Source organism: uncultured Microbacterium sp. (assembly GCF_963521645.1).
Classification (GTDB): Bacteria; Actinomycetota; Actinomycetes; order Actinomycetales; family Microbacteriaceae; genus Microbacterium.
The window spans coordinates 27,534-49,531 of record NZ_CAUQVQ010000005.1 but is presented as its reverse complement, the minus strand read 5'-3'; the positions used below and the strand labels follow the sequence as shown (position 1 = coordinate 49,531).

Here is a 21,998-nt window from a genome sequence, read left to right as displayed (position 1 = left end):
CCGTATGTCCGAACACGTGCTCATCACCGGTGGTGCCGGCTTCATCGGCACACGGCTCGCGGCGCGGTTCGCTCGTGACGGACACCGCGTCACGGTGCTCGATTCGCTGATCCCGCAGGTGCATGGAGACGCTCCCGAACAGACGTCGCCGCTGCTGCGATCTCTCGACGGAATCGCCGACGTGGTCGTCGGCACGGTCACCTCGAAGGACGACCTGCGATCGGCGCTCCGCGGAGCGACGATCGTGGTGCACCTGGCCGCCGAGACAGGGACCGGGCAGTCGATGTACGAGATCGACCGCTACGTCGAGGCGAACGTCGGAGGAACAGCCAAGCTTCTGGACATTCTGGCGAATGAGGAGAACTCGGTCCGCAGAGTCGTGATCGCCTCGTCGCGATCCATCTACGGAGAGGGCGCGTACCTCACGGAAGACGGACGGCAGGTGTATCCCGGCCATCGTGCGGACGCCGATATGGCCGCGGGCGACTTCGATGTGCACGTCGCCGGCGCCGGACCGCTCCGGCTCGTGCCGACGGACGAGAGCGCGCTGCTGCATCCGTCCTCCGTCTACGGCATCACGAAGCAGATGCAGGAATCACTCGTCATGACGGTGGCGCCGACCATCGGGATCGAGGGGACCTCGGTCCGCTATCAGAACGTGTACGGCCCCGGTCAGTCCCTCAAGAACCCGTACACCGGGATCCTCTCGATCTTCTCGACCCTGATCCGTCAGGGGAAGGAGATCAACATCTTCGAGGACGGAGAGGAGAGCCGCGATTTCGTCTACATCGACGACATCGTCGAGGCCACCTTCCTCGCCGCCACCGATCCTCGTGCCGCGGGGGAGACGTTCAACGTCGGCTCCGGTGTCGCGACGACCGTGAACGAGGTCGTGTCGGCGCTGTTCACGGCGTTCGGCACCGAGGTGCCGACCCGCGTGTCCGGCAACTACCGTCTCGGCGACATCCGTCACAACGTCGCGGACACGTCGCACCTCGCCGAGACCCTCGGCTTCACGCCTCGCGTCTCGTTCCAGGAGGGCGTCACCGCGTTCGTCGAGTGGGTCCTCTCGGAGCCCGTCGAGGAAGACGGATACCAGAGGTCGCTCGACGAGATGAGCAAGCGGAACCTCCTGAAGTGAGTCGGTCGCTGCTGCGGTCGACCGAGTTCCCGTACCGGGAGAACAGCCTCAACCTCTTCCGTCTGATCCTCGCGTTCCTCGTGCTGTTCGCGCACGGCTACTACGTCGTGGGCCGTTCGGACAGCCCCGGATTCAACGGCGAGAACCTCGGCGGGTGGGCGGTGATCGGCTTCTTCGTCATCAGCGGCTTCCTGATCACGCGATCGCGCTTCCGCAGCGACCCGGGGACGTTTTTGCTCCACCGCATCGCCCGCATCATCCCGGCATTCGTGGTGTGCCTCCTCGTGACCGCGTTCGTCTTCGGCCCGCTCGCCCAGTTGCTCACCCACGGATCTCTCGCCGGATATCTGACGACCGCCCCGACGCCGCTCGAGTACATCTGGGGGAACTTCTTCCTCCACATCGACTACTACCAGATCGGCTCGTCGCTGTCCGACGTGCCCTATCCGAACACCTGGAACGGGTCGCTCTGGACGCTGTACTTCGAGTTCCTGTGCTATCTGACGGTCTGGGTGCTCGGCGGACTCGCGGTCTATCGCAAGTCGATCTCCGTGGTGGCCGTGCTGTGGGCGGCTTCCGTGCTCGTGCGGATCGCCTACGCGAACGGGATCACCGGAGGCCTCGACGGGGACTTCGGCCTGTTCACCCGGCTGCTCCCGTACTTCCTCGGCGGCTCGCTGATCTATCTCGTGGTGCAGCGCTGGGGGCTGGTTCCGCTCGTCGGCATCCTGAGCATCCCCGTCGCCGCGGTCCTCATGGTGTTCGTGCCGGTCGCCGGAGGACCGATCGCGGCGCCGCTCATCGGCTATGCGCTCCTGTATCTGTCGACCGTGATCCCGCAGCCCGCCTGGATCGCGCGCAATGACGTCTCCTACGGGTTCTACATCTACGCATGGCCCGTTCAGCAGCTCGTCGTCATCGTCGGCGGAGCGGCGTTCGGGATGGGCGTGTACCTGGTGATCACGACCGTCGTCACGTTCCTGCTCGGCTGGGCGAGCTGGATGCTGGTCGAACGGCACTTCATCCGCCTCGCGCGACACGCGAAGAAGCCGACGGGCGGTCCCGCGATCAGGACCGACGACGGCGCCGTCGGACCCGTCGTCGGGCCTCCCGCCACAGGCGGAGCAGCAACGCACGGGAGCGCAGAGCAGCGCTGATCCCGCGCGGACGAGACGTCGAGGCGTTGTCGTCGTGCACGCGGCGCAACACCGTCGCCTGTTCGAGGTGCCCGAGCTCTCCGGCGGCGTTCGCCGCCGTCGCGATCCAGAGATCGTGGGATTCGCGCAGGTAGTCCGGAAACGGCATCACGAGGTCGAGAGCGTCCCGTCGCAGCGCCATCGCACAGCCGAAGTACGGCGCGTCCCCGGCGAGGATGCGCAGTTCGTTGCGCAGCCGCTGCCCGTCGTGAGCGGCGGAGAGCAGCCAGGGGCGACCCGTCAGCGGTGAGGCGAGAGGACGCCGGGAGTCGAGCAGCATCAGGTTGGATGCCACCACGGCGTGCTCGCGCGTCGCGGTCACGAGGGCCTCGAGCCGTCCATCGACCCAGATGTCGTCCTGATCCGAGAGCAGGACGACATCGGACGTGGAGAGCTCGATGGCGCGCGCGAACGACGCCACGTATCCGCGATTGCGTCCGTTTCGGTGCACGACGATCCGCTCGTCTCCGAGGCTCTCGATGATCTCGACCGTCGCGTCACTGCTCGCGTCGTCGACGACCACGACCTCGTCGGTCGGCCGGAGTTGGGCGAGGATCGATGTGAGCTGCTCGCCGATGTAGCTCGAGCCGTTGTACGTCGCCATGCAGACGCTGACGGTGCGGGGTTCAGACATCGGACTCCTCCGGCCGCGGGATCGGTGGGTCCAGCGTCAGCTCCGGTGCCCCTCCCACAGAGAGAGCTTCCCCGGAACTGAGCGAGGACCTGAGGGCGAGCAGTTGGTACGCGGCCACGCAGATCTCGGAGACGGCGACGGCGCAGGCGACGAAGAACAGCGACCCGGCCCACGCTGAGAGCAGGATGAGCGGAGCGCCCACGAGTGCGCCGACGACCGTACTGACCGCCAGCGCTCGCGTGCGCCCCACGGCCACCAGGCACGCGTATCCGACGACGGCTGTCGTGCCGATGCCCACGAAGGCCACCCCGAGCGGTCCGCTGACGCTGAGCGGGACATCGATCTCACTCGCGCCGAGAATCGGACCGAATACGGGGGAGAGGAACGCGATGCAGGCACCGCCGAGGGCACCGACGCCGATCCCGGCGATGGTCGCGATCCTGGCGCGCCGCGCGAACTCGGCGGGCACCTCGGGAACCCACCCCTGGAAGAACTGCTGAATGGGTAGGAAGGCGATCGACGCGAACCGGAACATGCGGTCGGCGATCAGATAGGTCGCGAGAGCGGGACCTTCCCCCAGGAACCCGTTGATCGCGATCACCGGAAGCGTGACGTAGAGCGAACTCGTGCCCGAGGTGATCACGGCATGCTTCTGCGAGGCCAGCACGGAGCGGATCGAGCGGGTCTCGGTGCCGTCGGCGTCTCGGTGCGTGTGTCGCCAGATGTAGATCGTGTCGCACGTCGCGGCCACGAGCGAGCCGATCGCCTGCAGAAGGAGGAAGGCCCACGCCTGATGGGTGATGTGGGCGGCGACGATGCCGGCGATCGTGCCGAGAGCGGTCGGAAGCGTGTTCTGCACCAGCAGACGCGCGGGCTTCGCCGCGCCGGCATAGAACCAGGTGCCCCCGAGTGCGGGAAGCAGGTAGGCGATCGTTCCCAGGCCCGCGATCAGCGCGTCACCCCGCAGCATCACCGTGAGGATCGCGAAGGTCAACGGCGCGACCACGAGCGCGAGCACCAGTCGCGACCGCACGGATTCGATGAAGAGAGCATGACGTCGCGGACGCGCAGTGCTCGCGACGTGCGCGGGGCCGGTGGCGCTCCATCCGAAGCCGACGAAGATCGCGGCGAACTGCACGAAGGTCTGCGCCACGCCGATCTGTGCCCAGGCGCCGGCGCCGAGAGCCGTGATCAGCGTCGGGATCGCGGCCACGCTGATGATCGCCGTGATGGCGACCGACACCGTGAAGCCGCTCAGCCTGCGCAGTGCGACGATGCCCCGGGGAGTCCTCATCGTGCCGCCCTCATCGGGTGCTCCGCGGATCTGCGCCGTGTACGCCGCTCTCGACCAGCGGCGCGTTCCAGGTGACTCGGGCTGCGAGTTCGGCGACCGCGGACGGCATGCGTCCCATGCGCCTGTTGAACCCCGCATTGACGCCGGCGCGGAGCACGCGGGCGAAGGCGCCGCGCGGGCGTGCCACCAGAAGCGCGTTGACGAAATGCAGCAGGTCGATGACGGTGTCGCGCAGGATCTGTCCCGGCGCGCTTCGCAGGTAGAGGCGATTGAGGATGATGCGGTTCCGCATCCGATAGAAGTATCGGAACGGCGTGCTGAACGTGGTGACGGGCGGGAGGCCGGGGAGACGCACGGGGCGGCCCAGCAGAAGCCGTGCATACTGGCGTCCGAGCTGGTGGGCCAGCGCGATGCCCGGGGCGGCGATCGTGAGATACCCGCGGGAGCGGGCGCGGAGCTCGAACTCGGTGTCGACGAGGTCGATGAAGAAGTCGTCACGCAGCGGTCCGAGAGCCCGGAGCACCTCCGTGTCGACGAGCATCCCGGACTGGATGATGTTCTTCGCGAGCAGCGTGCCGTCGGCCATCTCGGTGTATGCCTGCCGCACATCGGCGAAGTGCTCCGGAACCACGAGACCCACGCGATGGCCCTGCGCCGTCGCGGCGTCGTATGCGGCCAGGATGTTCCGGGCGTAGTCGCCGTCTATGTGGGAGTCCTGATCGAACGACAGGATCTTGGACGCTCCGTGCTGCAGGGCGAGTTCGTATCCACGGTTCAACGCGGCGGCGATGCCCGAGTTCTCGGTGAACGACTCGACGACCGCACCGCGCTCGGCGAGAGCCGACAGGATCGCCGAGGAATCCGCTCCGCTCGCGTCGTCGACCACGACGACGCCGGCCACCTGATTCGCGATCGAGTCGAATGCCGACAGCAGATCTTCGTCGGGTCGGAAGGTCGAGATGATCGCCCAGACAGATTCCACTCGTCGCCTTTCCTCGATCCCGACTGGAATACCCTATCCGCTCGGGCTGGGAGGCGCCGCCACATAGACTGGACGGGGTCGTCAGCAGAGGGAGATTCGGCGTGCGTCAGGAATTCGGATCCATCGTCCTCGCGGCCTACCTTCCCGATCCCGAGCTGTTCCGGCGGCAGCTCGAGTCGATCCGCGCGCAGACCGTCACCGAGTGGGAATGCGTCATCTCCGTCGACGGCGATCCCGACCCTGTGCGGTCGCTCGTCGCGGAGATCACACGGGATGACCCGAGGTTCCGGGTCATCGGTGACGGGGATCGTCGGGGCTTCTACCTCAACTTCGAATACGGGATCCGCGGGGTGGACCCGCGCGCTGCCTGGATCGCTCTCAGCGACCAGGACGACGAGTGGTATCCCCACAAGCTCGAGACGCTGCTGCCGCACCTCGACCGGGTCGATCTCGTGAGCGGGCAGGCGCGCCTGGTGGAGCAGCCGTCCGGACGCGTGCTGGGGGAGACGTCTCGACACGACCACGGCCTCGTGTCGAACGTGCTCAACAATCAGTTCAGTGGTTCCGCCTTCGCCTTCCGCACCGAGATCCTGTCGCGCGCGCTCCCGTTCCCCGTCGCGTCGACCCGCACGGCCGCCCACGATCACTGGCTCGCCGTCGTGGCGGGCGCGGGAGCGGGCACTCGGATGCTGTCCGACGTGCTGCAGGACTATGTGCAGCACGCGGGCAACGTGTTCGGCGACCCCAGCGGGATGACCGGACCCCTCCGGCCTCTGCAGTCGGTGCGCACGGTGATGACCCTCGCCCAGAAGTACGAGGGAGCTCGGACTCCGGCGGCGCTCGTCCGCATGGTGTTCTGGCTCAACGTCGGCTGGCGTCAGCTGATCACGGACGTCCTGCTCGAACGGACCGGCACGGGTTCCGCGTCTGCGGAGGAGCTGATTCCGTACTTCTCCGCCCGTCGACGCTTCCGCCCGCTCCGGCGCCTCCTACGTGATGCCGTCGCCCGAGGAGAGGTGGTCGGGAGATTCCGCATCGAGTATCTTGCGAGTTGGTTCGCCGGCGCAGCGGTGCGGGGACGCACGCTGGTGCGGCGCCGCGTTCAGTCGTTCTGACGTCGGTCGCCGGCGCGCAACTCGTCGATGGCGTGCTCGAGCTCGGCGATCCGACGGGCGTGCTTCTCTCGCTCGAGGCGGCCGATCGCTGCCTCCTCGGCGAGTCGACGGATCTCCTCCTCGCCCTGCGAGAGCTCCCACGAGAGGTGCAGAGAGACCGCGAGCAGCAGGAAGATCGCGAGCGTGAAGAGGAGGTTGGCGGGCACCTGGAAGCCGAGGGACGCTGTGATGAACAGCAGCGCTTGGGGGAAGATGCCCAGCAGGAGCACGGCGAGCCCGATGACCAGCCAGATGATCGCGTACTTCTCCCGCAGCTGACGCTTGAGCAGCAGCGCCAGCACGACTCCGAGGATGACGACGGCGAGGCCGATCGCTCCGGTGACCATCATGCGCGTTCTCCGTCGTGTCGTCGGACCTGGGGTCGTCTCATGATCGAGAGGCCGAGCGCCATCACCGAGCGCATGAGGTAGACGGTCGAGCCGAAGAAACCCTGACTCGGGGCCCCGTGCATGCGCGGCCGCATCGCGACCGGCACCTGCGTGACCGTGAGACCGGTGTGCACCGCGGCGACCAGGCTGTCGATCGTGTCGCCGAGGTATTCCGCCGGGTAGTACTGGACGTACTGATCGATCGCCCGTCGATTGCCCGCCCTGAATCCGCTCGTGACGTCGGTGAGAGGAGTCTTGGCGACCCGCGAGAGCACTTTGGCGAGCACGACCATCGCCCAGCGACGGGGGCCGCGGCTCTTGTAGTCGCCGACGTTCGCGAATCGCGCGCCGATCGCGATGTCGGCGCGATCGAGGGCATCGATGATGCGCACGATGTCGACGGGGTTGTGCTGCCCGTCGGCGTCGACCTGAATGGCCGCCTCATACCCGCCGCGCTGAGCGCGCACGTAGCCCGCTCTCATCGCCCCTCCGACTCCGAGGTTGAAGGGGAGCTGCAGGACATCGGCACCGGCATCTCGGGCGACGTCCGCCGTGGCGTCGGTCGACCCGTCGTCGACGACGAGGATGTCCGTGGAGGGCAGCGCACTGCGGATCTCCTCGACGGTCCTGCCGACGTTCCGCTCTTCGTTCCAGGCGGGAACGATGACCAGGACACGGTCCAGCGACGAGCTCATACTCTCATTCTATGGGGGCGGAACGGTCGCGCCTGAGACTCAGCCCAGTGGCGCGCCCACCTTGTAGAGGGCGAGGTCCTGAGCGTTGCGCCTGATGATCTCGATCGGCCATTGGCCGTTGGCGAGTTGGATCAGCAGCTGCTGCGTGGGGACGTGGCGAAGCTGTCCGCCGCGCATCATGTACACGGTCTCGCTGCCGAACGTCACGAAGGCACCTTCGCGAATATACGGAGTGCCCTTCGGGAACGCGTCGACGGTCGCCGACGACCACGTCGCGGTGTACGGGGGGTTGCCGCCACTGATCTCCAGCAGGCGCTGGGCGGACTGGACATGGCGGAGCTGACCGTTCTCCAGCGAGTAGATGGGGTCGGCGTTCCGCGTCTTGACGAACACCGGGTTCGAGAACGTGGTACCGCTCCGGGGCAGCACCGAGCAGACGGAACCGGGGAGCGCGGGGCCCTTCCCCGTGCGACCGGGATTCGCGACCGCGGTGATCTTCCCACCGTCGACGACGAAGGTCTGCGTCCCGCACGTGAACAGGGGGGCGAGTGCGGTCGTCCTGCTGTATCCGGCGAAGGTGCCGTTCACGACCGGCTGGTACGCCGTGATGCCTGCGTCCGCGCTCATCTCCCAGCTCGGGATGTGCGTCAGGTCCGCTCCCTGGCCGACGATGTAGACCTCGTCGCGGGAGTTCTCCTTCACGAGGGTGCCGGGTGCGAGGAACGCCCGTCCGGGCGCCGGGAAGGCGGCGTTGCCGGCCGGGAAGACCGCGACGTAGTCCTTCGCCTTGCCCCGTTCCAGCTGCCATGCGAGTCCGTTGGCGATGTGCCGTCGCTGCCCGTTCTCCCACTTGTAGTAGTCGGGGGAGTCCTCGGACCGGAAGTAGTCGCCGATGGGCTGTCCTGTGGGATACGCGTTGAGGATCGCGGGGGTCAGCGGCGTGTAGTCGTCCGTCCTCATGCCGTACCGGGTGATGAGGGCGGCGGATGAGAAGTGATGCTTCGTGCCGTCGGGCTGGAGCAGATACATCGCTCCGTCGCGCGCGTCGCGCACGAGGCGGATGAACCTGTTGCCGGAGGTCAGGGATGAGATGTATCCCGAGCTCACGGTCCGCACCGCGCCGAGGCGCTTGGTCAGGACATTGAGGTCGGAGGGCGTCGTGATGTAGTGCTTGACCCCGCCGGAGCTGAGGAAGATCTGTCCTGTGCCGGAATCACGGACGAGGGAGGAGGCCGGGTTCTGGGTGCTGCCGAACCAGTCGGTGAAGTAGTTGTGGAAGTTGCGATTGCCGTAGGCCGAGCAGCTGTCGCCCGAGCCGTAGCCGGCGCGCAGCGCCGCGGCGTTCGGCTGGTACGGGGTGTAGTAGTAGAGCGCCGCGGTGGCGGAGTTCTCGACGTACACGGGGCCGCGACCGCACGCGCTGTTCGGGTTGTACATGATGTTCCAGGTCTTGCCCGGAGCGTAGTACGTGAAGTAGCGACCCTCGGTGTAGATCTTCATCTGCCGACCGGCACCGTAGATCTGATAGAAGAAGCCTGCGAACGCGGGGTCGCACGGTGCCGTGTCGGGGCAGCCCTGGCCGAGCGCCATGCTGAAGCGCCAGTCGCTGGGCCACGTGTGGGTGACCAGGCTCTGCTCCTTCTGGAGCATGACGATGAAGACCTGGGGATTGATGCCGCACGACTGCGCGACCTTGTAGATGATCGTGGCCGCGGATTCGTTGCCCGCGCCCTGGTAGCCGTTGCAGTACTGGTCGGCCGCGCGGTTGGGGGTGTTCTGGCGGTAGTCCTTGAGGCAGACGTATCCGGAGCGGCACGACGCCACCTTGGAGCGGAAGAACGAGTCGATGCTGGCTGCACTCATCGTCGAGCTGTCGAAGAACACCTCGTTCGAGATGATCTTGCCGGCGCGGAAGCCGTCGGTGATGAGCGTTTTGACGGGGGCGGCGGCACGGGCGGCGGGCGCTGTCGCCGAGACACCGGCCGCGACTGACGCATCGGCCGCAGGGGCCGAGGCGCTCGCCGGGCTCGACACGAGGAGCGAGACGGCGAAGGTGACGGCGGCGGTGCTCGCGAGGAGCGCGCGCAGGCGGGAGCGTGAGGACGTGGGGCGGGTCACTCTGCCATTGTGACGGAAAGAAACAGATGATGCCACTGTGATTGGTGTGAAGCAAGTCGTGAATCGCCGTGGCCGAACCTCGCAGCCGGGATGTGGCACGATGTTGGGGTGAAAGGCATCATTCTCGCGGGCGGCTCCGGAACTCGACTTCATCCCATCACTCTGGGTGTGTCGAAGCAGCTGATTCCCGTCTACGACAAGCCCATGGTCTACTACCCGCTGTCCACGCTGATGCTGGCGGGCATCCGGGACATCCTGGTGATCACGACCCCGCACGATGCCGCGCACTTCGAGCGACTGCTCGGAGACGGCTCCCAGTTCGGGATCAATCTGACCTTCGCCCAGCAGCCGTCTCCGGACGGTCTTGCGCAGGCCTTCACGATCGGAGCCGACTTCATCGGCGACGACAGTGTGGCGCTGGTGCTCGGCGACAACCTGCTCTATGGACCCGGCCTGGGCAACAAGCTGCAGCGCTTCGGCGACATCGACGGCGGAGCCATCTTCGCCTACTGGGTCGCCGAGCCCGAGGCGTACGGCGTGGTGGAGTTCGACGCCGACGGCACCGCGGTGTCGCTCGAGGAGAAGCCCGCTGAGCCCAAGAGCAACTACGCGGTGCCGGGTCTGTACTTCTACGACAACGACGTCGTCGAGATCGCTCGCAACCTCGCACCCTCGGCGCGTGGCGAGTACGAGATCACCGATGTCAACCGCGCCTACCTCGATCGAGGCAAGCTGCAGGTCGAGGTGCTGCCTCGCGGCACCGCCTGGCTCGACACCGGCACGTTCGACCAGATGACGGATGCCGCCGAGTACGTGCGCACGATGGAGCGGCGCACGTCTCTCAAGATCGGCGTGCCCGAAGAGGTCGCGTGGCGCCAGGGCTTCCTGACGGACGACGAGCTGCGCGAGCGGGCTGAGAAGCTCGTGAAGAGCGGCTACGGCGCCTACCTGCTGGAACTGCTCAAGAGAGGGAACGCATGACCCGCCTGCTCGTGACGGGAGGTGCCGGATTCATCGGATCGAACTTCGTGCACTATGTCGTCGACAACACCGATTACGACGTGACCGTTCTCGACGCGCTGACCTACGCCGGCAATCGGGACTCGCTCGCGGGCCTTCCCGACGACCGCGTGCAGTTCGTGCACGGCGACATCACCGACGCCGAACTCGTGGATCGGCTGACAGGCGAGGCGGATGCCGTGGTGCACTACGCAGCCGAGTCGCACAACGACAACTCGCTGCACAGCCCGCGCCCCTTCCTCGACACCAACATCATCGGCACGTACACGCTGCTCGAGGCTGCGCGTCGCCACGACCGTCGTTTCCACCACATCTCCACCGACGAGGTGTACGGAGATCTCGAGCTCGACGACCCCGAGCGTTTCACCGAGCAGACGCCGTACAACCCGTCCTCGCCGTATTCGTCGACGAAGGCCGGCAGTGACCTGCTCGTGCGCGCCTGGGTGCGGTCTTTCGGCGTCAAGGCGACGATCTCGAACTGCTCGAACAACTACGGCCCGTACCAGCACGTGGAGAAGTTCATCCCGCGTCAGATCACCAACGTGATCCGCGGCATCCGCCCCAAGCTGTACGGCGCGGGCGAGAACGTCCGCGACTGGATCCACGCCAACGATCACTCCTCGGCGGTCCTGACGATCCTCGAGAAGGGGCGCATCGGCGAGACGTACCTGATCGGCGCCGACGGCGAGCGCAACAACAAGGACGTCGTCGAGCTCATCCTCGAGGGCATGGGTCAGCCGCGCGACGCGTACGATCACGTCACCGACCGGGCCGGCCACGACTTGCGCTACGCGATCGACTCGACGAAGCTCCGCACGGAGCTCGGCTGGACGCCGCAGTTCGAGGACTTCGAGTCGGGTCTCGCTGCCACCATCCAGTGGTACAGGGACAACGAGTCGTGGTGGGCGCCGTCGAAGGACTCCACCGAGGCGTTCTACGCGTCGAAGGGGCAGTAGCAGACCGTGGGCGACATCGACTTCGGCAAGCAGCTCGGCGCCACCGAGACCGGCATCCCCGGCCTCGTGGTGTTCGATCTCCCCGTGCACGGCGATTCCCGCGGCTGGTTCAAGGAGAACTGGCAGCGCGAGAAGATGACCGCGCTCGGCCTGCCCGACTTCGGACCGGTGCAGAACAACATCTCGTTCAACGACGCGGTCGGCACGACGCGCGGCATCCATGCGGAGCCGTGGGACAAGTGGGTCTCGGTCGCGACGGGGCGCATCTTCGGCGCGTGGGTGGACCTGCGCGAAGGGCCGACGTTCGGGGCCGTCTACACCGCGGAGATCGACCCCTCGAAGGCGATCTTCGTGCCTCGTGGTGTCGGCAACTCGTATCAGACGCTCGAACCGGACACGGCGTACACGTACCTCGTCAACGACCACTGGTCGCCGGACGCGTCGTACTCGTTCCTCAACCTCGCCGACGAGACCGCCGCCATCGACTGGCCGATCCCGCTGGCGGACGTGGAGATCTCCGCGAAGGACCTCGCGCACCCTCGTCTGGCGGAGGTGTCGCCGATCGCCGCGAAGAAGATCCTGGTCGTGGGTGCGGGGGGCCAGCTCGGGCGTGCTCTGCGCGACGAGCTCGGCGACGCCGCACACGTGGAGTGGGCGACCCGCGCCGAGTTCGACCTCGGAGACCCCGACGTGCGTGCGGCCCGACGCTGGCGGGATTACGAGGCGATCATCAACGCGGGCGCCTACACGGCCGTCGACCTTGCGGAGACCGCGGACGGGCGTCGAGACGCATGGATCGCGAACGCCGCAGGGCCTGCGCGACTGGCGGCGATCGCCGCAGAGTTCGGGGTCACCCTCGTCCACGTCTCGAGCGACTACGTGTTCGACGGCACTGCCGAGCGTCCGTACCGCGAGGACGACGCTCTGTGCCCGTTGGGCGTGTACGGGCAGACGAAGGCCGCGGGCGACCTCTCCGTGAGCACCGCCCCCCGCCACTACATCCTGCGCACCTCCTGGGTGATCGGCGAGGGGAAGAACTTCGTCCGGACCATGGCGTCGCTCGCCGAGCGCGGCATCGATCCGAAGGTCGTCGACGATCAGCGCGGACGCCTCACGTTCGCATCCGAGATCGCACGAGCGATCGTGCACCTGCTGTCGACCCGTGCGGCCTATGGCACGTACAACGTCAGCGGCGGAGGCGATGCGCGCACGTGGAAGGAGATCGCGAGCGACATCTTCGCGATCACCGGGGCCGATCGCTCGCGGGTCACGGGCGTGAGCACGGAGGACTACTTCGCGAGTGCGGCGGGTCCCGTCGCCCCCCGTCCTCTCAACAGCCTGCTGGATCTCTCGAAGCTGGAGTCGACCGGTTTCGAGCCACGCGATGCGAGCGAGCAGCTCGAGGAGTATCTGACGACGTGACCGCGCCCGCTCCGGCGGTCTCGATCTCTCGGGCGTCGGCGCGCACCGGCGGGTTCCGCACCGACATCCAGGCTCTCCGCGCCGTCGCCATCGGCCTCGTGGTGCTCAACCACCTGTGGCCCGAGCGGATCACCGGCGGTTATGTGGGCGTCGACGTCTTCTTCGTCATCTCCGGTTTCCTGATCACAGGGCACCTGCTGTCGGAGCTCGACCGGACCGGCCGAGTGCGCCTGTCGGCGTTCTATGCACGGCGGATCCGGCGGCTCCTGCCTGCCGCGCTGTTCGTGATCCTCGTGACGCTGATCGGCGTGTGGGCGCTGCTCCCGTTCACGCGCTGGACGGACAACGCGCTGCAGGCACTGGCGAGCGTGTTCTATGTCGAGAACTGGACGCTCGCGTCGCTCTCGGTGAACTACTCGGCGCACAACGCGGCCGCCAGCGCTCTGCAGCACTACTGGTCGTTGTCGGTCGAAGAGCAGTTCTACCTCGTGTGGCCGCTCCTGGTCGTCGGTGCGGCCGCGGTCGCCGCCGCACGAGGAGTGCTCGGCGGTCGCAGGCGTTTCGTGCTGGGTATGGTCGCGACGGTCGCCGTGCTCTCTTTCGCGACCGCGGTGATCTACACGGCCGCCTCACCCGCGCAGGCGTACTTCGTGACCTTCACGCGAGGCTGGCAGTTCGCGGCGGGAGCGGCGATCGCGTTGATCCCCCTCTCCGTGTTCGGCCGGCTCAATGCACTGGTGGCATCGGCCCTCGCCCTGATCGGCTTCGCCGGGATCGGGGTGGCCGCCTTCGCGTTCGGCCCGCAGACTCCGTATCCCGGTGTTGCGGCGCTCCTCCCGGTTCTCGCGACCGCTGCCGTGATCATCGCCGGCACGGGGCGCCGCGCTCCACTGCTCCTCGTGTCCTCCGTCACGGACTCTCGTCCCGTGCAGTGGCTCGGAGACGTGTCGTATTCGCTGTATCTGTGGCACTGGCCCCTCATCGTGCTGACGCCGTTCGTGATCGGCGCGCCGCTGTCGTGGTGGTCTCGTCTCAGCATCCTCGCGGTCGCCCTTCTGCTCGCATGGGCGAGCCGGAGATGGATCGAGAGCCCGGCGCAGCGCGCCCCGTGGTGGCGTCCGGTCCGCCGGGCGTATCTCGGTGGGGCGGCGATGATGGCCGTCGTGGCGCTGGTCGCGACGACGCTGCTGCTGGCAGCGTCGGCTCGGGAAGCCGTCGCCGAGGACTCAGGGCCTCAGGGCGGGGTCTGCCACGGAGCAGCTGCGCTCGCCGACACCACGACATGCGATCCGTCGGTCGCCGTGTCCGATCCGGTGGTGACGAGGTCGGACGCGTATTTCGAACTCGCGCCCGAGTGCGGCGACCTCAGCTCCCGACTCGTGTTCGACGGCCGCGAGACGACCCGCGAGTGCGACTTCTCGGAGGATGGACGCGGACCCCGCGTGTGGTTGGTGGGCGACTCCCACGCCGAACAGTGGCAGGCCGCACTGTTCCCGATCGCGCGTGATCAGGGCTGGCGGCTCACGATCAGTTCCTTCCCCGGGTGCCCGCCCGCCGACGTGGCCTTCATCGGCTTCGACGCCGCGTGGGGTCCCGTGGACTACACGCGCTGCCGTGACTGGGCAGCGGCACTCACCGAGCAGTTGGTGGCCGACAGCCCGGATCTCATCGTGACGTCGATGGCGGCCCGACAGCAGCTCGTCGACGACGGCAGCGGCCGCGAGCACGACGAGCAGTTCGTCGACGGGCTGCGGCGCACATGGGCGCGCTGGACCGACGCGGGTGCCTCGGTGGTGGCGATCGCTGACACGCCGTCGAACGGAGACGTCCGCGACCTCGACTGCCTCGTGCTCAACGCTTCCGAGCCGGGGGAGTGCGCCGTCCCGAGGCAGGAGGCGATGCCACCGGATCCTGTCGCGCTCGCCGCATCGACGTCAATGCCGGGTGTGTGGCGTGCTGACCTCACGTCGCTCCTGTGTGATGCGCGAGAGTGCTTCGCGGCCGTCGGCGGCGTGCCGGTCTACTATGACGCCGATCATCTGAGCGGTTCGTATGCTGAGACCCTCAGCGATCCGCTGCGCGAGGTCATCCACCACGCGCTGAACGCGTCCGCCGCCCCGTGACCGCGTGACCCCGCGACCAGCCGGTATTCCGAGATCCTGAGCTAGTGTCGGTAGGGAGTCTCCCTTCGCCCGAACGGGGGAGGCCCCTTGCCCGACGACGTCTGAACGAGGTGTTCGGAGTGCCCACGACAGGAACGGCTGCCCCGCCGTCGACGGTGTCGCAGAGATATCGCGGCGACATAGACGGCCTGCGCACGCTCGCGATCGTGCTCGTCGTCGTGTATCACGTCTGGCTCGGGCGAGTGTCGGGAGGCGTCGACGTCTTCCTGATGATCTCGGCGTTCCTGCTGACCGGATCGCTCGCCCGTCGTGCGATCGAGGGCACTCCGCTGGCGCTGGGCTCGTTCTGGACCCGCCGCTTCCGTCGGCTGGTTCCCGCCGCTGCGGTGACGCTGCTCGCAGTGCTCGGTGCGGCCGCTGCGCTGATGCCCCCGACGCAGTGGCCGAGGATCTGGACGGAGACCCTGGCGAGCCTCTTCTACGTGCAGAACTGGCAGCTGGCGTTCTCGGAGGTCGACTACTACGCCCGGGACAGCGCGGCGACCAGTCCGCTGCAGCACTTCTGGTCGCTGTCGATCCAGGGCCAGGTGTTCCTGCTGTGGCCCGTGCTGATCGGGATCGTCGCGCTTCTCCTGCGCGATCGACGCCATCTGGTCCGCCCGGCCCTGATCGCGGTCTTCCTCGTCATCTTCGTCTGGTCCCTCGCGTTCTCGATCGTGGAGACCCGCGACGCGCAGGCGTTCGCGTACTTCGACACCCGCACCCGACTGTGGGAGTTCGCGGCCGGCTCGCTCCTCGCTCTCGTGCTGCCGATCGTCAGGCTCCCTGCCGTGCTGCGCGCCGTACTCGGCTGGGCGGGTCTCGCGGGTATCGTCCTCTGCGGAATAGTGCTCGACGTGCGGGGCGGATTCCCCGGATACCTCGCGCTCTGGCCCGTGCTGTGCACGGCCGCCGTCATCGTCGCGGGAGCCGCGCCGACACGTGGTGGGCCCGAGGCACTCCTCGCCTCGAAGCCGCTGTCCTCGCTGTCGGGTGACGCGTATGCGCTGTACCTCGTGCACTGGCCGATCCTGGTCATGTGGATGATCGCCACCGACACCGACCGCGTCGGCATGGGGGAAGGGCTGCTCATCATCGCGCTGTCGCTCCTGTGCGCGCGGCTGCTGTCCCGAGCTGTCGAACGCCCGCTGCGTGGTCCCTCGCGCAACGATCGGGCGACGGCCCTGCGTGGCGTCGCCGTGGTGGCGGCGTCGGTCGTGCTCGTCGCGGGCGCGACGGGCGGATGGCGATGGACCGAGCAGCAGCGCGCCGCCGAGTTCTCGGCCACGGCGGAGGACTCCGACTATCCCGGGGCGACTCAGGTCGAGTCGGCGTTCGACATCGCGGGCACCGACGCGCCGATGATCCCGCTGGCGACCGAGCTGAGCGCGGAGTGGGCTGCCGTCGGGCCTGCGTGCGAAGGGCGCTTCGAACCGTCCGCGGAGGTCCTGAAGGACTCCTGCAATCAGAGCGTCGATGCGGATGAGGCCGCTGCGCGGGTGCTCGTGATCGGTGACTCGCACGCGCAACAGCTCTCCGCCCCGCTGATCGCGCTCTCGGAGGAGCGCGACCTCGCCGTGCTCACCCTGCTGCGAGGCGGATGCACGGTGGGCCTGTTCGAGGAGTCGCGCAATGTGTCGCAGGCGTCCTGCGAACCGTGGGTGCGTGCCTCGCTCGACTACGCCGCCGAGATCCGCCCTGATGCGGTGTACATCGTCATGACACGTGCAGACGCCGATGAGCCCGAGCGTCTGCTCGACGGCATCGACGAAGCCGTCGACGCCCTCCGCGATGCCGAGATACCCGTGATAGGGGTGCGGGACAACCCCCGGTTCTCGTTCGACATGTACGAGTGCGCGACCGATGCCACGAGCGCGTGCGATGTGCCCCGAGAAGAAGTCCTCGCGGCGGAGAACCCCGCCGACGCGTTCTCGGACGTGGTCACGGTCGTCGACTTCACCCCGTGGCTCTGCCCGTGGGACATGTGTCGGGCCACGATCGGCAACATCGCGGTGTACATCGACGACAACCATCTCTCCCGCACCTACGCACGTACGCTCGCCCCCTTCCTCGATCGAATTCTCGCCGAATCCGCACAGGTGGCCCTGCCCTCAGCATGATCGCAAGTCTCGCCAGCTAAAATGTGGAGGCGCGTGCCTCTGCCGGTGCGCCGAATGTCTTGTCGGTCAGCATCAGGAAAGTTGCATCAATGGATCTCCTCGTCGTCGGGTCGGGCTTCTTCGGCCTCACCATCGCTGAACGCGCAGCTGCCGCAGGCCGCAAGGTGACGGTGATCGACCGTCGTCACCACATCGGAGGCAACGCCTACAGCGAGAACGAGCCGGAGACCGGGATCGAGGTGCACCGCTACGGCGCTCACCTCTTCCACACCTCGAACCCCACCGTCTGGGAGTACGTCAACCGCTTCACGACGTTCACCGACTACGTGCACCGCGTGTACACGAACCACAACGGCGTCGTGTTCCCGCTCCCCATCAACCTCGGCACGATCAACCAGTTCTTCAACGCGGCGCACTCGCCCGACGAGGCGCGTGCCCTCATCACCGAGCTGGCCGGTGAATTCGACCCGAAGGACGCCCAGAATCTCGAGGAGCGCGGGATCGGCCTCATCGGTCGCCCCCTCTACGAGGCGTTCATCCGCGACTACACCGCGAAGCAGTGGCAGACCGACCCCAAGGACCTGCCCGCCGAGATCATCAGCCGCCTCCCGGTGCGCTACACGTACGACAACCGTTACTTCAACGATCGGTGGGAGGGGCTGCCCACCGACGGCTACACCGCGTGGATCGAGCGGATGGCCGATCACGAGAACATCGAGGTCAAGCTCGATGTGGACTTCTTCGACGAGTCGCAGCCGCTCAACAAGAAGTCGACGGTCGGTCAGGTGCCCGTCGTCTACACGGGCCCGGTCGACCGCTACTTCGACTACGCCGAGGGCGAGCTGTCGTGGCGCACGCTCGACTTCGAAGAGGAGGTGCTGCTCACCGGCGACTTCCAGGGCACGCCCGTCATGAACTACGCCGACGCCGACGTGCCGTACACGCGCATCCACGAGTTCCGTCATTTCCACCCGGAGCGCGAAGACCGCTATCCGAAGGACAAGACGGTCATCATGCGCGAGTACTCTCGCTTCGCGACGCGCGACGACGAGCCGTACTACCCCGTCAACACGCCGACCGACCGGTCCGGGCTGCTCGCGTACCGCGAGTTGACCAAGGGCGAGCAGGACGTGCACTTCGGTGGACGCCTCGGCACCTACCAGTACCTCGACATGCACATGGCCATCGGCTCGGCGCTGTCGATGTGGAACAACGACCTGGCCTGACGGGAAGCGAAATGACAGAGAACACCAGCACGGGCTTCGTCGCCGTCAATCACACCGTCTTCCCGACCGAGGGCGTCGCCGAGGTCTCGGCGCTGTACGTCGACACCGGCTCCGGCGACGGCTCGCAGCCCGGCGAGGCGTACGAGATCGTCGGACGCCGCAGCATCAAGGTCTACGCTCACCGACGTGTCTCGCTGAGCACGTACTTCAACGCCTTCCCGGCCAGCTACTGGCAGCACGGGACGAAGGTCCGCTCGGTGCGCCTCGTCGCCACGGTCGAGGGGAAGGGGCTGATCTCGGTCTACAAGTCGAGTGCGCGCGGCCGCGCCTCGGCCCTGGCCTCGAAGTCCTTCTCCGACGAGACCGTGGCCTTCGACCTGCCGATCACGTCGTTCATCGACGGCGGCTCGTACTGGTTCGACATCGCCGCGGGCAACTCCGATGCGACGCTGGTCAGCGCCGAGTGGCAGGTGGCCGTCCCGGACGGGTGGACCCCGGGGAAGACCACCGTCGGCATCACGACCTTCAACCGTCCGTCGTACTGCCTGAACCAGATCATCGCCGTCGGTCAGAACGAGCACGTCCACGAGGTCCTCGACCGTGTCATCGTCGTCGATCAGGGCACCGATCTCGTCTCCGACCAGCCCGGCTTCGCCGAGGCCGCAGCACAGCTCGGCGACAAGCTCGAGATCCTCCGCCAGCCGAACCTCGGCGGATCCGGCGGCTTCTCCCGCGCCATGCTGGAATCCCTCTCGTCGGAGGAGAGCCGGTACGTCCTGCTCCTCGACGACGATGCGATCTCGGAGCCCGAGGCCATCGTCCGCGCCGTCCGCTTCGGCGACTTCGCGGTGACGCCGACGATCGTCGGCGGCGGGATGCTCCACCTCGACGACCGCTCGGTGCTGTACACGCAGGGCGAGGTGTGGGACCAGCGGAAGTCGTGGATGCGTCCGTCGGGCGCGAGCGAGTACGATCACGATTTCGCCGAGGAGCCGCTGCGCGAGACGCCCGAGCTGCACCGCTACCTGGGTGCGGACTTCAACGGGTGGTGGATGTGCCTCATCCCCACCGCGATCCTGCGCGAGATCGGTCTCTCGCTGCCGGTGTTCCTGAAGTTCGACGACATCGAGTACTCGCTCCGCGCGCGCGAGCACGGCTACCCGACCGTCTGTCTTCCCGGCGTCGCGGTCTGGCACATGGCCTGGCACGACAAGGACCCCACGCGCACGTGGGAGGAGTACTTCATCCACCGCAACCGCGTGATCACGGGGCTCCTCCACTCCCACGTGCCCAACGGCGGGATCCTTCCGCTGCACTCGTTCCTGGGCGACATCAAGCTCCTCTTCATGCTGCAGTACTCGGCCGTGCGTCTGCGGCACGAGGCGCTGCGCGATGTCATGCGCGGGCCCGGGGCCCTTCCGGACATGCTTCCCGGCAAGCAGACGGAGATCCGCGAGATGCGCACCGCGTACATCGATTCCAAGGTGGTCGAGGACCTCTCGGCACTGCCCCCGATCCGACGCTCGTCCGTCGCGATCCTCGGTGGCGTCCGCAAGCCGACCAACCCGATCGCCGCGCTCGTCCTGGCGGCGCGGGTGGGCGTGCGACAGCTCGTCATCAAGCAGTCGCCGGGCAGCCGTCGCAACCCGGAGCGCATCATCCCGGCACAGGACATCAACTGGTGGCGGTTCGCCGACATCGACTCCGCGCTCGTGACGTCTCCCGATGGTCTCGGTGTGGCGTGGTATCAGCGCGATCGTGCACTGATGCACCGCTTCCTCTGGCGCAGCATCCGCCTGAACCTCGGGCTCGCGCGCCGGTGGAAGAAGCTCTCGACCGATTACGCGGTCGGCACGCCGAAGGTCACGTCGCCCGAGCAGTGGCGGAAGACCTTCGAGAGCGTCCAGCAGGGCTGAATCCCGTCCGCGGGCGGGACGCGCGGTCTGAAAACAGGAGTCACATGAGCGGTTCGACGGTCGGGGAGCCCGGCACGCCCCGGCGGTATGCGCACTCGCTGTGGTTGCTGTCGGCGCGCGACCTGAAGGTGCGCTACGCGACGAGCCTCCTGGGCTACCTGTGGTCGGTACTCGACCCGCTGGTGATGAGCGCGATCTACTGGTTCGTGTTCACGCAGGTGTTCCAGCGCAGCGTCGGCGAGGATCCGTACATCGTGTTCCTCATCGTCGCGCTGCTGCCGTGGGTGTGGTTCAACTCCTCGGTGGGCGACTTCACACGCGCGTTCCGCAAGGACTCGCGTCTGGTGAAGTCCACCTCGATCCCGCGGTCGATCTGGGTCAACCGCATCGTCCTCAGCAAGGGGATCGAGTTCCTGTTCTCCTTGCCCGTGCTCGTGCTGTTCGCGGTGTTCAGCGGAGCCACCGTGAACTGGGGGCTGCTGTGGTTCCCGGTCGCGATGGTGATGCAGGTGGTCCTCCTCGTGGGTCTGGGACTCCTGGTCGCGCCGCTGTGCGTGCTCTACACCGACCTGGAGCGCACGACGGCGCTGGTGCTGCGCGCGCTGTTCTACGCATCCCCGGTCATCTACAGCTTCCGCGACCTCCCGGCGCCGTTCCACACGATCGGCGCGTTAAATCCGCTGGCCGGCATCTTCACGCTGTACCGCGTCGGGTTCTTCCCGGATCTGTGGGATCCCGTGCCCGTGCTGATCAGCGCCATCATGTGCGTCCTGATCCTGGCGCTCGGCATGTGGACCTTCCGCGCCCTCGAGCGCCCCGTACTGAAGGAGCTGTGATGCCGGCTGCAATCGAGGCGTCAGGACTCGGCGTCCGCTTCCGCCGCAATCGCCGGGGGCGTCGCAGCTTCAAGGACCTCTTCGCGGGAGCATCGCGACGGTCGCGTCCGGGGGAGTTCTGGGCGCTGAGAGACGTGAGCTTCTCGGTGCAGCAGGGCGAGTCGATCGGAGTGGTCGGACGCAACGGCCAGGGCAAGTCCACGCTGTTGCGCCTCGTCGCCGGAGTGCTCCTCGCCGACGAGGGCACAGTTTCGGTCAACGGGGGAGTCGCCCCGCTGATCGAGATCACGGGAGGATTCGTGGGTGACCTGACGGTGCGCGAGAACGTGCGCCTGACGGCGGGCCTGCACGGGATGGGCCGAGCGGAGATCGCGCGACGCTACGACGGGATCATCGCGTTCGCCGAGCTCGCCGGATTCGAGGACACGCCCTACAAGCACCTCTCGAACGGCATGAAGGTGCGCCTCGCGTTCTCGGTGGTGTCACAGCTCGACGAGCCGATCCTGCTGGTCGACGAGGTGCTGGCGGTGGGCGACAAGGCCTTCCGTGACAAGTGCTACAAGCGCATCGACGAACTGCTCGCCGAAGGCCGCACGCTCTTCTTCGTCAGTCACAACGAACGCGACCTGCGCCGTTTCTGCACCCGTGGCCTGTACCTCGACAAGGGGTCGCTCGTGCTGGATGCACCGATCGCCGACGTGCTCGATCGCTACAACGACGACTACAACTCCTGAGCG

18 protein-coding genes are annotated in these 21,998 nt (G+C 67.2%); 12 read left to right on the top strand and 6 right to left on the bottom strand.

Annotated elements, in window-relative coordinates:
* Window positions 1-4: 4 nt before the first annotated feature.
* Window positions 5-1,141: an NAD-dependent epimerase/dehydratase family protein gene (locus RWO82_RS02695; protein ID WP_314422955.1), complete on the top strand. Its 1,137-nt coding sequence runs from the start codon at window positions 5-7 to the stop codon at window positions 1,139-1,141.
* Entirely contained in the window at window positions 1,138-2,298 is a 1,161-nt protein-coding gene (locus RWO82_RS02690) for an acyltransferase (protein ID WP_314422952.1), read from the top strand. Before RWO82_RS02695 ends, RWO82_RS02690 begins: the two co-directional genes overlap by 4 nt.
* Here the strand turns inward: RWO82_RS02690 and RWO82_RS02685 are convergent.
* The 3 genes from RWO82_RS02685 to RWO82_RS02675 are packed head-to-tail and all read right to left on the bottom strand — an operon-like array spanning window position 2,210 to window position 5,247.
* On the bottom strand, window positions 2,210-2,971 hold the full coding sequence (locus tag RWO82_RS02685; RefSeq protein ID WP_314422949.1) for a glycosyltransferase family 2 protein: 762 nt from the start codon (window positions 2,969-2,971) through the stop codon (window positions 2,210-2,212). The genes RWO82_RS02690 and RWO82_RS02685 overlap by 89 nt on opposite strands.
* Complete coding sequence (locus tag RWO82_RS02680; protein WP_314422947.1) at window positions 2,964-4,265, bottom strand: hypothetical protein; 1,302 nt, start codon at window positions 4,263-4,265, stop codon at window positions 2,964-2,966. The genes RWO82_RS02685 and RWO82_RS02680 overlap by 8 nt, the downstream gene beginning before the upstream one ends.
* Before the next feature lie 10 nt (window positions 4,266-4,275).
* Entirely contained in the window at window positions 4,276-5,247 is a 972-nt protein-coding gene (locus tag RWO82_RS02675; RefSeq protein WP_314422945.1) for a glycosyltransferase, read from the bottom strand.
* Between the two features lie 101 nt (window positions 5,248-5,348).
* On the opposite strand from RWO82_RS02675, the gene RWO82_RS02670 reads away from it, so the two are divergent.
* Window positions 5,349-6,362 carry a glycosyltransferase gene (locus RWO82_RS02670; RefSeq protein ID WP_314422943.1) on the top strand — a complete coding sequence of 338 codons (1,014 nt, stop codon included), beginning with the start codon at window positions 5,349-5,351 and terminating at the stop codon, window positions 6,360-6,362.
* On the opposite strand, the gene RWO82_RS02665 is transcribed toward RWO82_RS02670, so the two are convergent.
* The 3 genes from RWO82_RS02665 to RWO82_RS02655 are packed head-to-tail and all read right to left on the bottom strand — an operon-like array spanning window position 6,350 to window position 9,603.
* The gene (locus tag RWO82_RS02665; protein WP_314422940.1) at window positions 6,350-6,751 is read right to left on the bottom strand and encodes a DUF2304 domain-containing protein; all 402 of its coding nucleotides are present in this window, start codon (window positions 6,749-6,751) and stop codon (window positions 6,350-6,352) included. The two genes, RWO82_RS02670 and RWO82_RS02665, sit on opposite strands and share 13 nt — an antisense overlap.
* Entirely contained in the window at window positions 6,748-7,485 is a 738-nt protein-coding gene (locus RWO82_RS02660) for a glycosyltransferase family 2 protein (protein WP_314422937.1), read from the bottom strand. Before RWO82_RS02660 ends, RWO82_RS02665 begins: the two co-directional genes overlap by 4 nt.
* 39 nt (window positions 7,486-7,524) lie before the next feature.
* Window positions 7,525-9,603, bottom strand: a complete 2,079-nt coding sequence (locus RWO82_RS02655; RefSeq protein WP_314422934.1) for a hypothetical protein — start codon at window positions 9,601-9,603, stop codon at window positions 7,525-7,527.
* Between the two features lie 108 nt (window positions 9,604-9,711).
* Here RWO82_RS02655 and rfbA point away from each other — a divergent pair, with 108 nt between their 5' ends.
* From rfbA to RWO82_RS02610, 9 genes are all read left to right on the top strand, one after another.
* Window positions 9,712-10,584, top strand: coding sequence for a glucose-1-phosphate thymidylyltransferase RfbA (gene rfbA / locus RWO82_RS02650; protein WP_314422931.1), 873 nt, complete (start codon window positions 9,712-9,714; stop codon window positions 10,582-10,584).
* Window positions 10,581-11,579 carry a dTDP-glucose 4,6-dehydratase gene (rfbB, locus tag RWO82_RS02645; RefSeq protein ID WP_314422929.1) on the top strand — a complete coding sequence of 333 codons (999 nt, stop codon included), beginning with the start codon at window positions 10,581-10,583 and terminating at the stop codon, window positions 11,577-11,579. The genes rfbA and rfbB overlap by 4 nt, the downstream gene beginning before the upstream one ends.
* A gap of 6 nt (window positions 11,580-11,585) precedes the next feature.
* A complete protein-coding gene (locus tag RWO82_RS02640) occupies window positions 11,586-13,001 on the top strand; it encodes a bifunctional dTDP-4-dehydrorhamnose 3,5-epimerase family protein/NAD(P)-dependent oxidoreductase (protein ID WP_314422927.1) in 1,416 nt (471 codons plus the stop codon).
* Complete coding sequence (locus tag RWO82_RS02635) at window positions 12,998-15,124, top strand: acyltransferase family protein (RefSeq protein WP_314422924.1); 2,127 nt, start codon at window positions 12,998-13,000, stop codon at window positions 15,122-15,124. The genes RWO82_RS02640 and RWO82_RS02635 overlap by 4 nt, the downstream gene beginning before the upstream one ends.
* 119 nt (window positions 15,125-15,243) lie before the next feature.
* On the top strand, window positions 15,244-17,283 hold the full coding sequence (locus RWO82_RS02630; protein WP_314422921.1) for an acyltransferase family protein: 2,040 nt from the start codon (window positions 15,244-15,246) through the stop codon (window positions 17,281-17,283).
* 89 nt (window positions 17,284-17,372) lie between these two features.
* Window positions 17,373-18,509 carry a UDP-galactopyranose mutase gene (gene glf, locus RWO82_RS02625; RefSeq protein ID WP_314422917.1) on the top strand — a complete coding sequence of 379 codons (1,137 nt, stop codon included), beginning with the start codon at window positions 17,373-17,375 and terminating at the stop codon, window positions 18,507-18,509.
* Between the two features lie 11 nt (window positions 18,510-18,520).
* On the top strand, window positions 18,521-20,425 hold the full coding sequence (locus RWO82_RS02620) for a glycosyltransferase (protein WP_314422914.1): 1,905 nt from the start codon (window positions 18,521-18,523) through the stop codon (window positions 20,423-20,425).
* A gap of 44 nt (window positions 20,426-20,469) precedes the next feature.
* Window positions 20,470-21,261, top strand: coding sequence for an ABC transporter permease (locus tag RWO82_RS02615; protein WP_314422911.1), 792 nt, complete (start codon window positions 20,470-20,472; stop codon window positions 21,259-21,261).
* On the top strand, window positions 21,261-21,995 hold the full coding sequence (locus tag RWO82_RS02610) for an ABC transporter ATP-binding protein (protein ID WP_314422908.1): 735 nt from the start codon (window positions 21,261-21,263) through the stop codon (window positions 21,993-21,995). The genes RWO82_RS02615 and RWO82_RS02610 overlap by 1 nt, the downstream gene beginning before the upstream one ends.
* The last annotated feature ends 3 nt before the right edge of the window (window positions 21,996-21,998 follow it).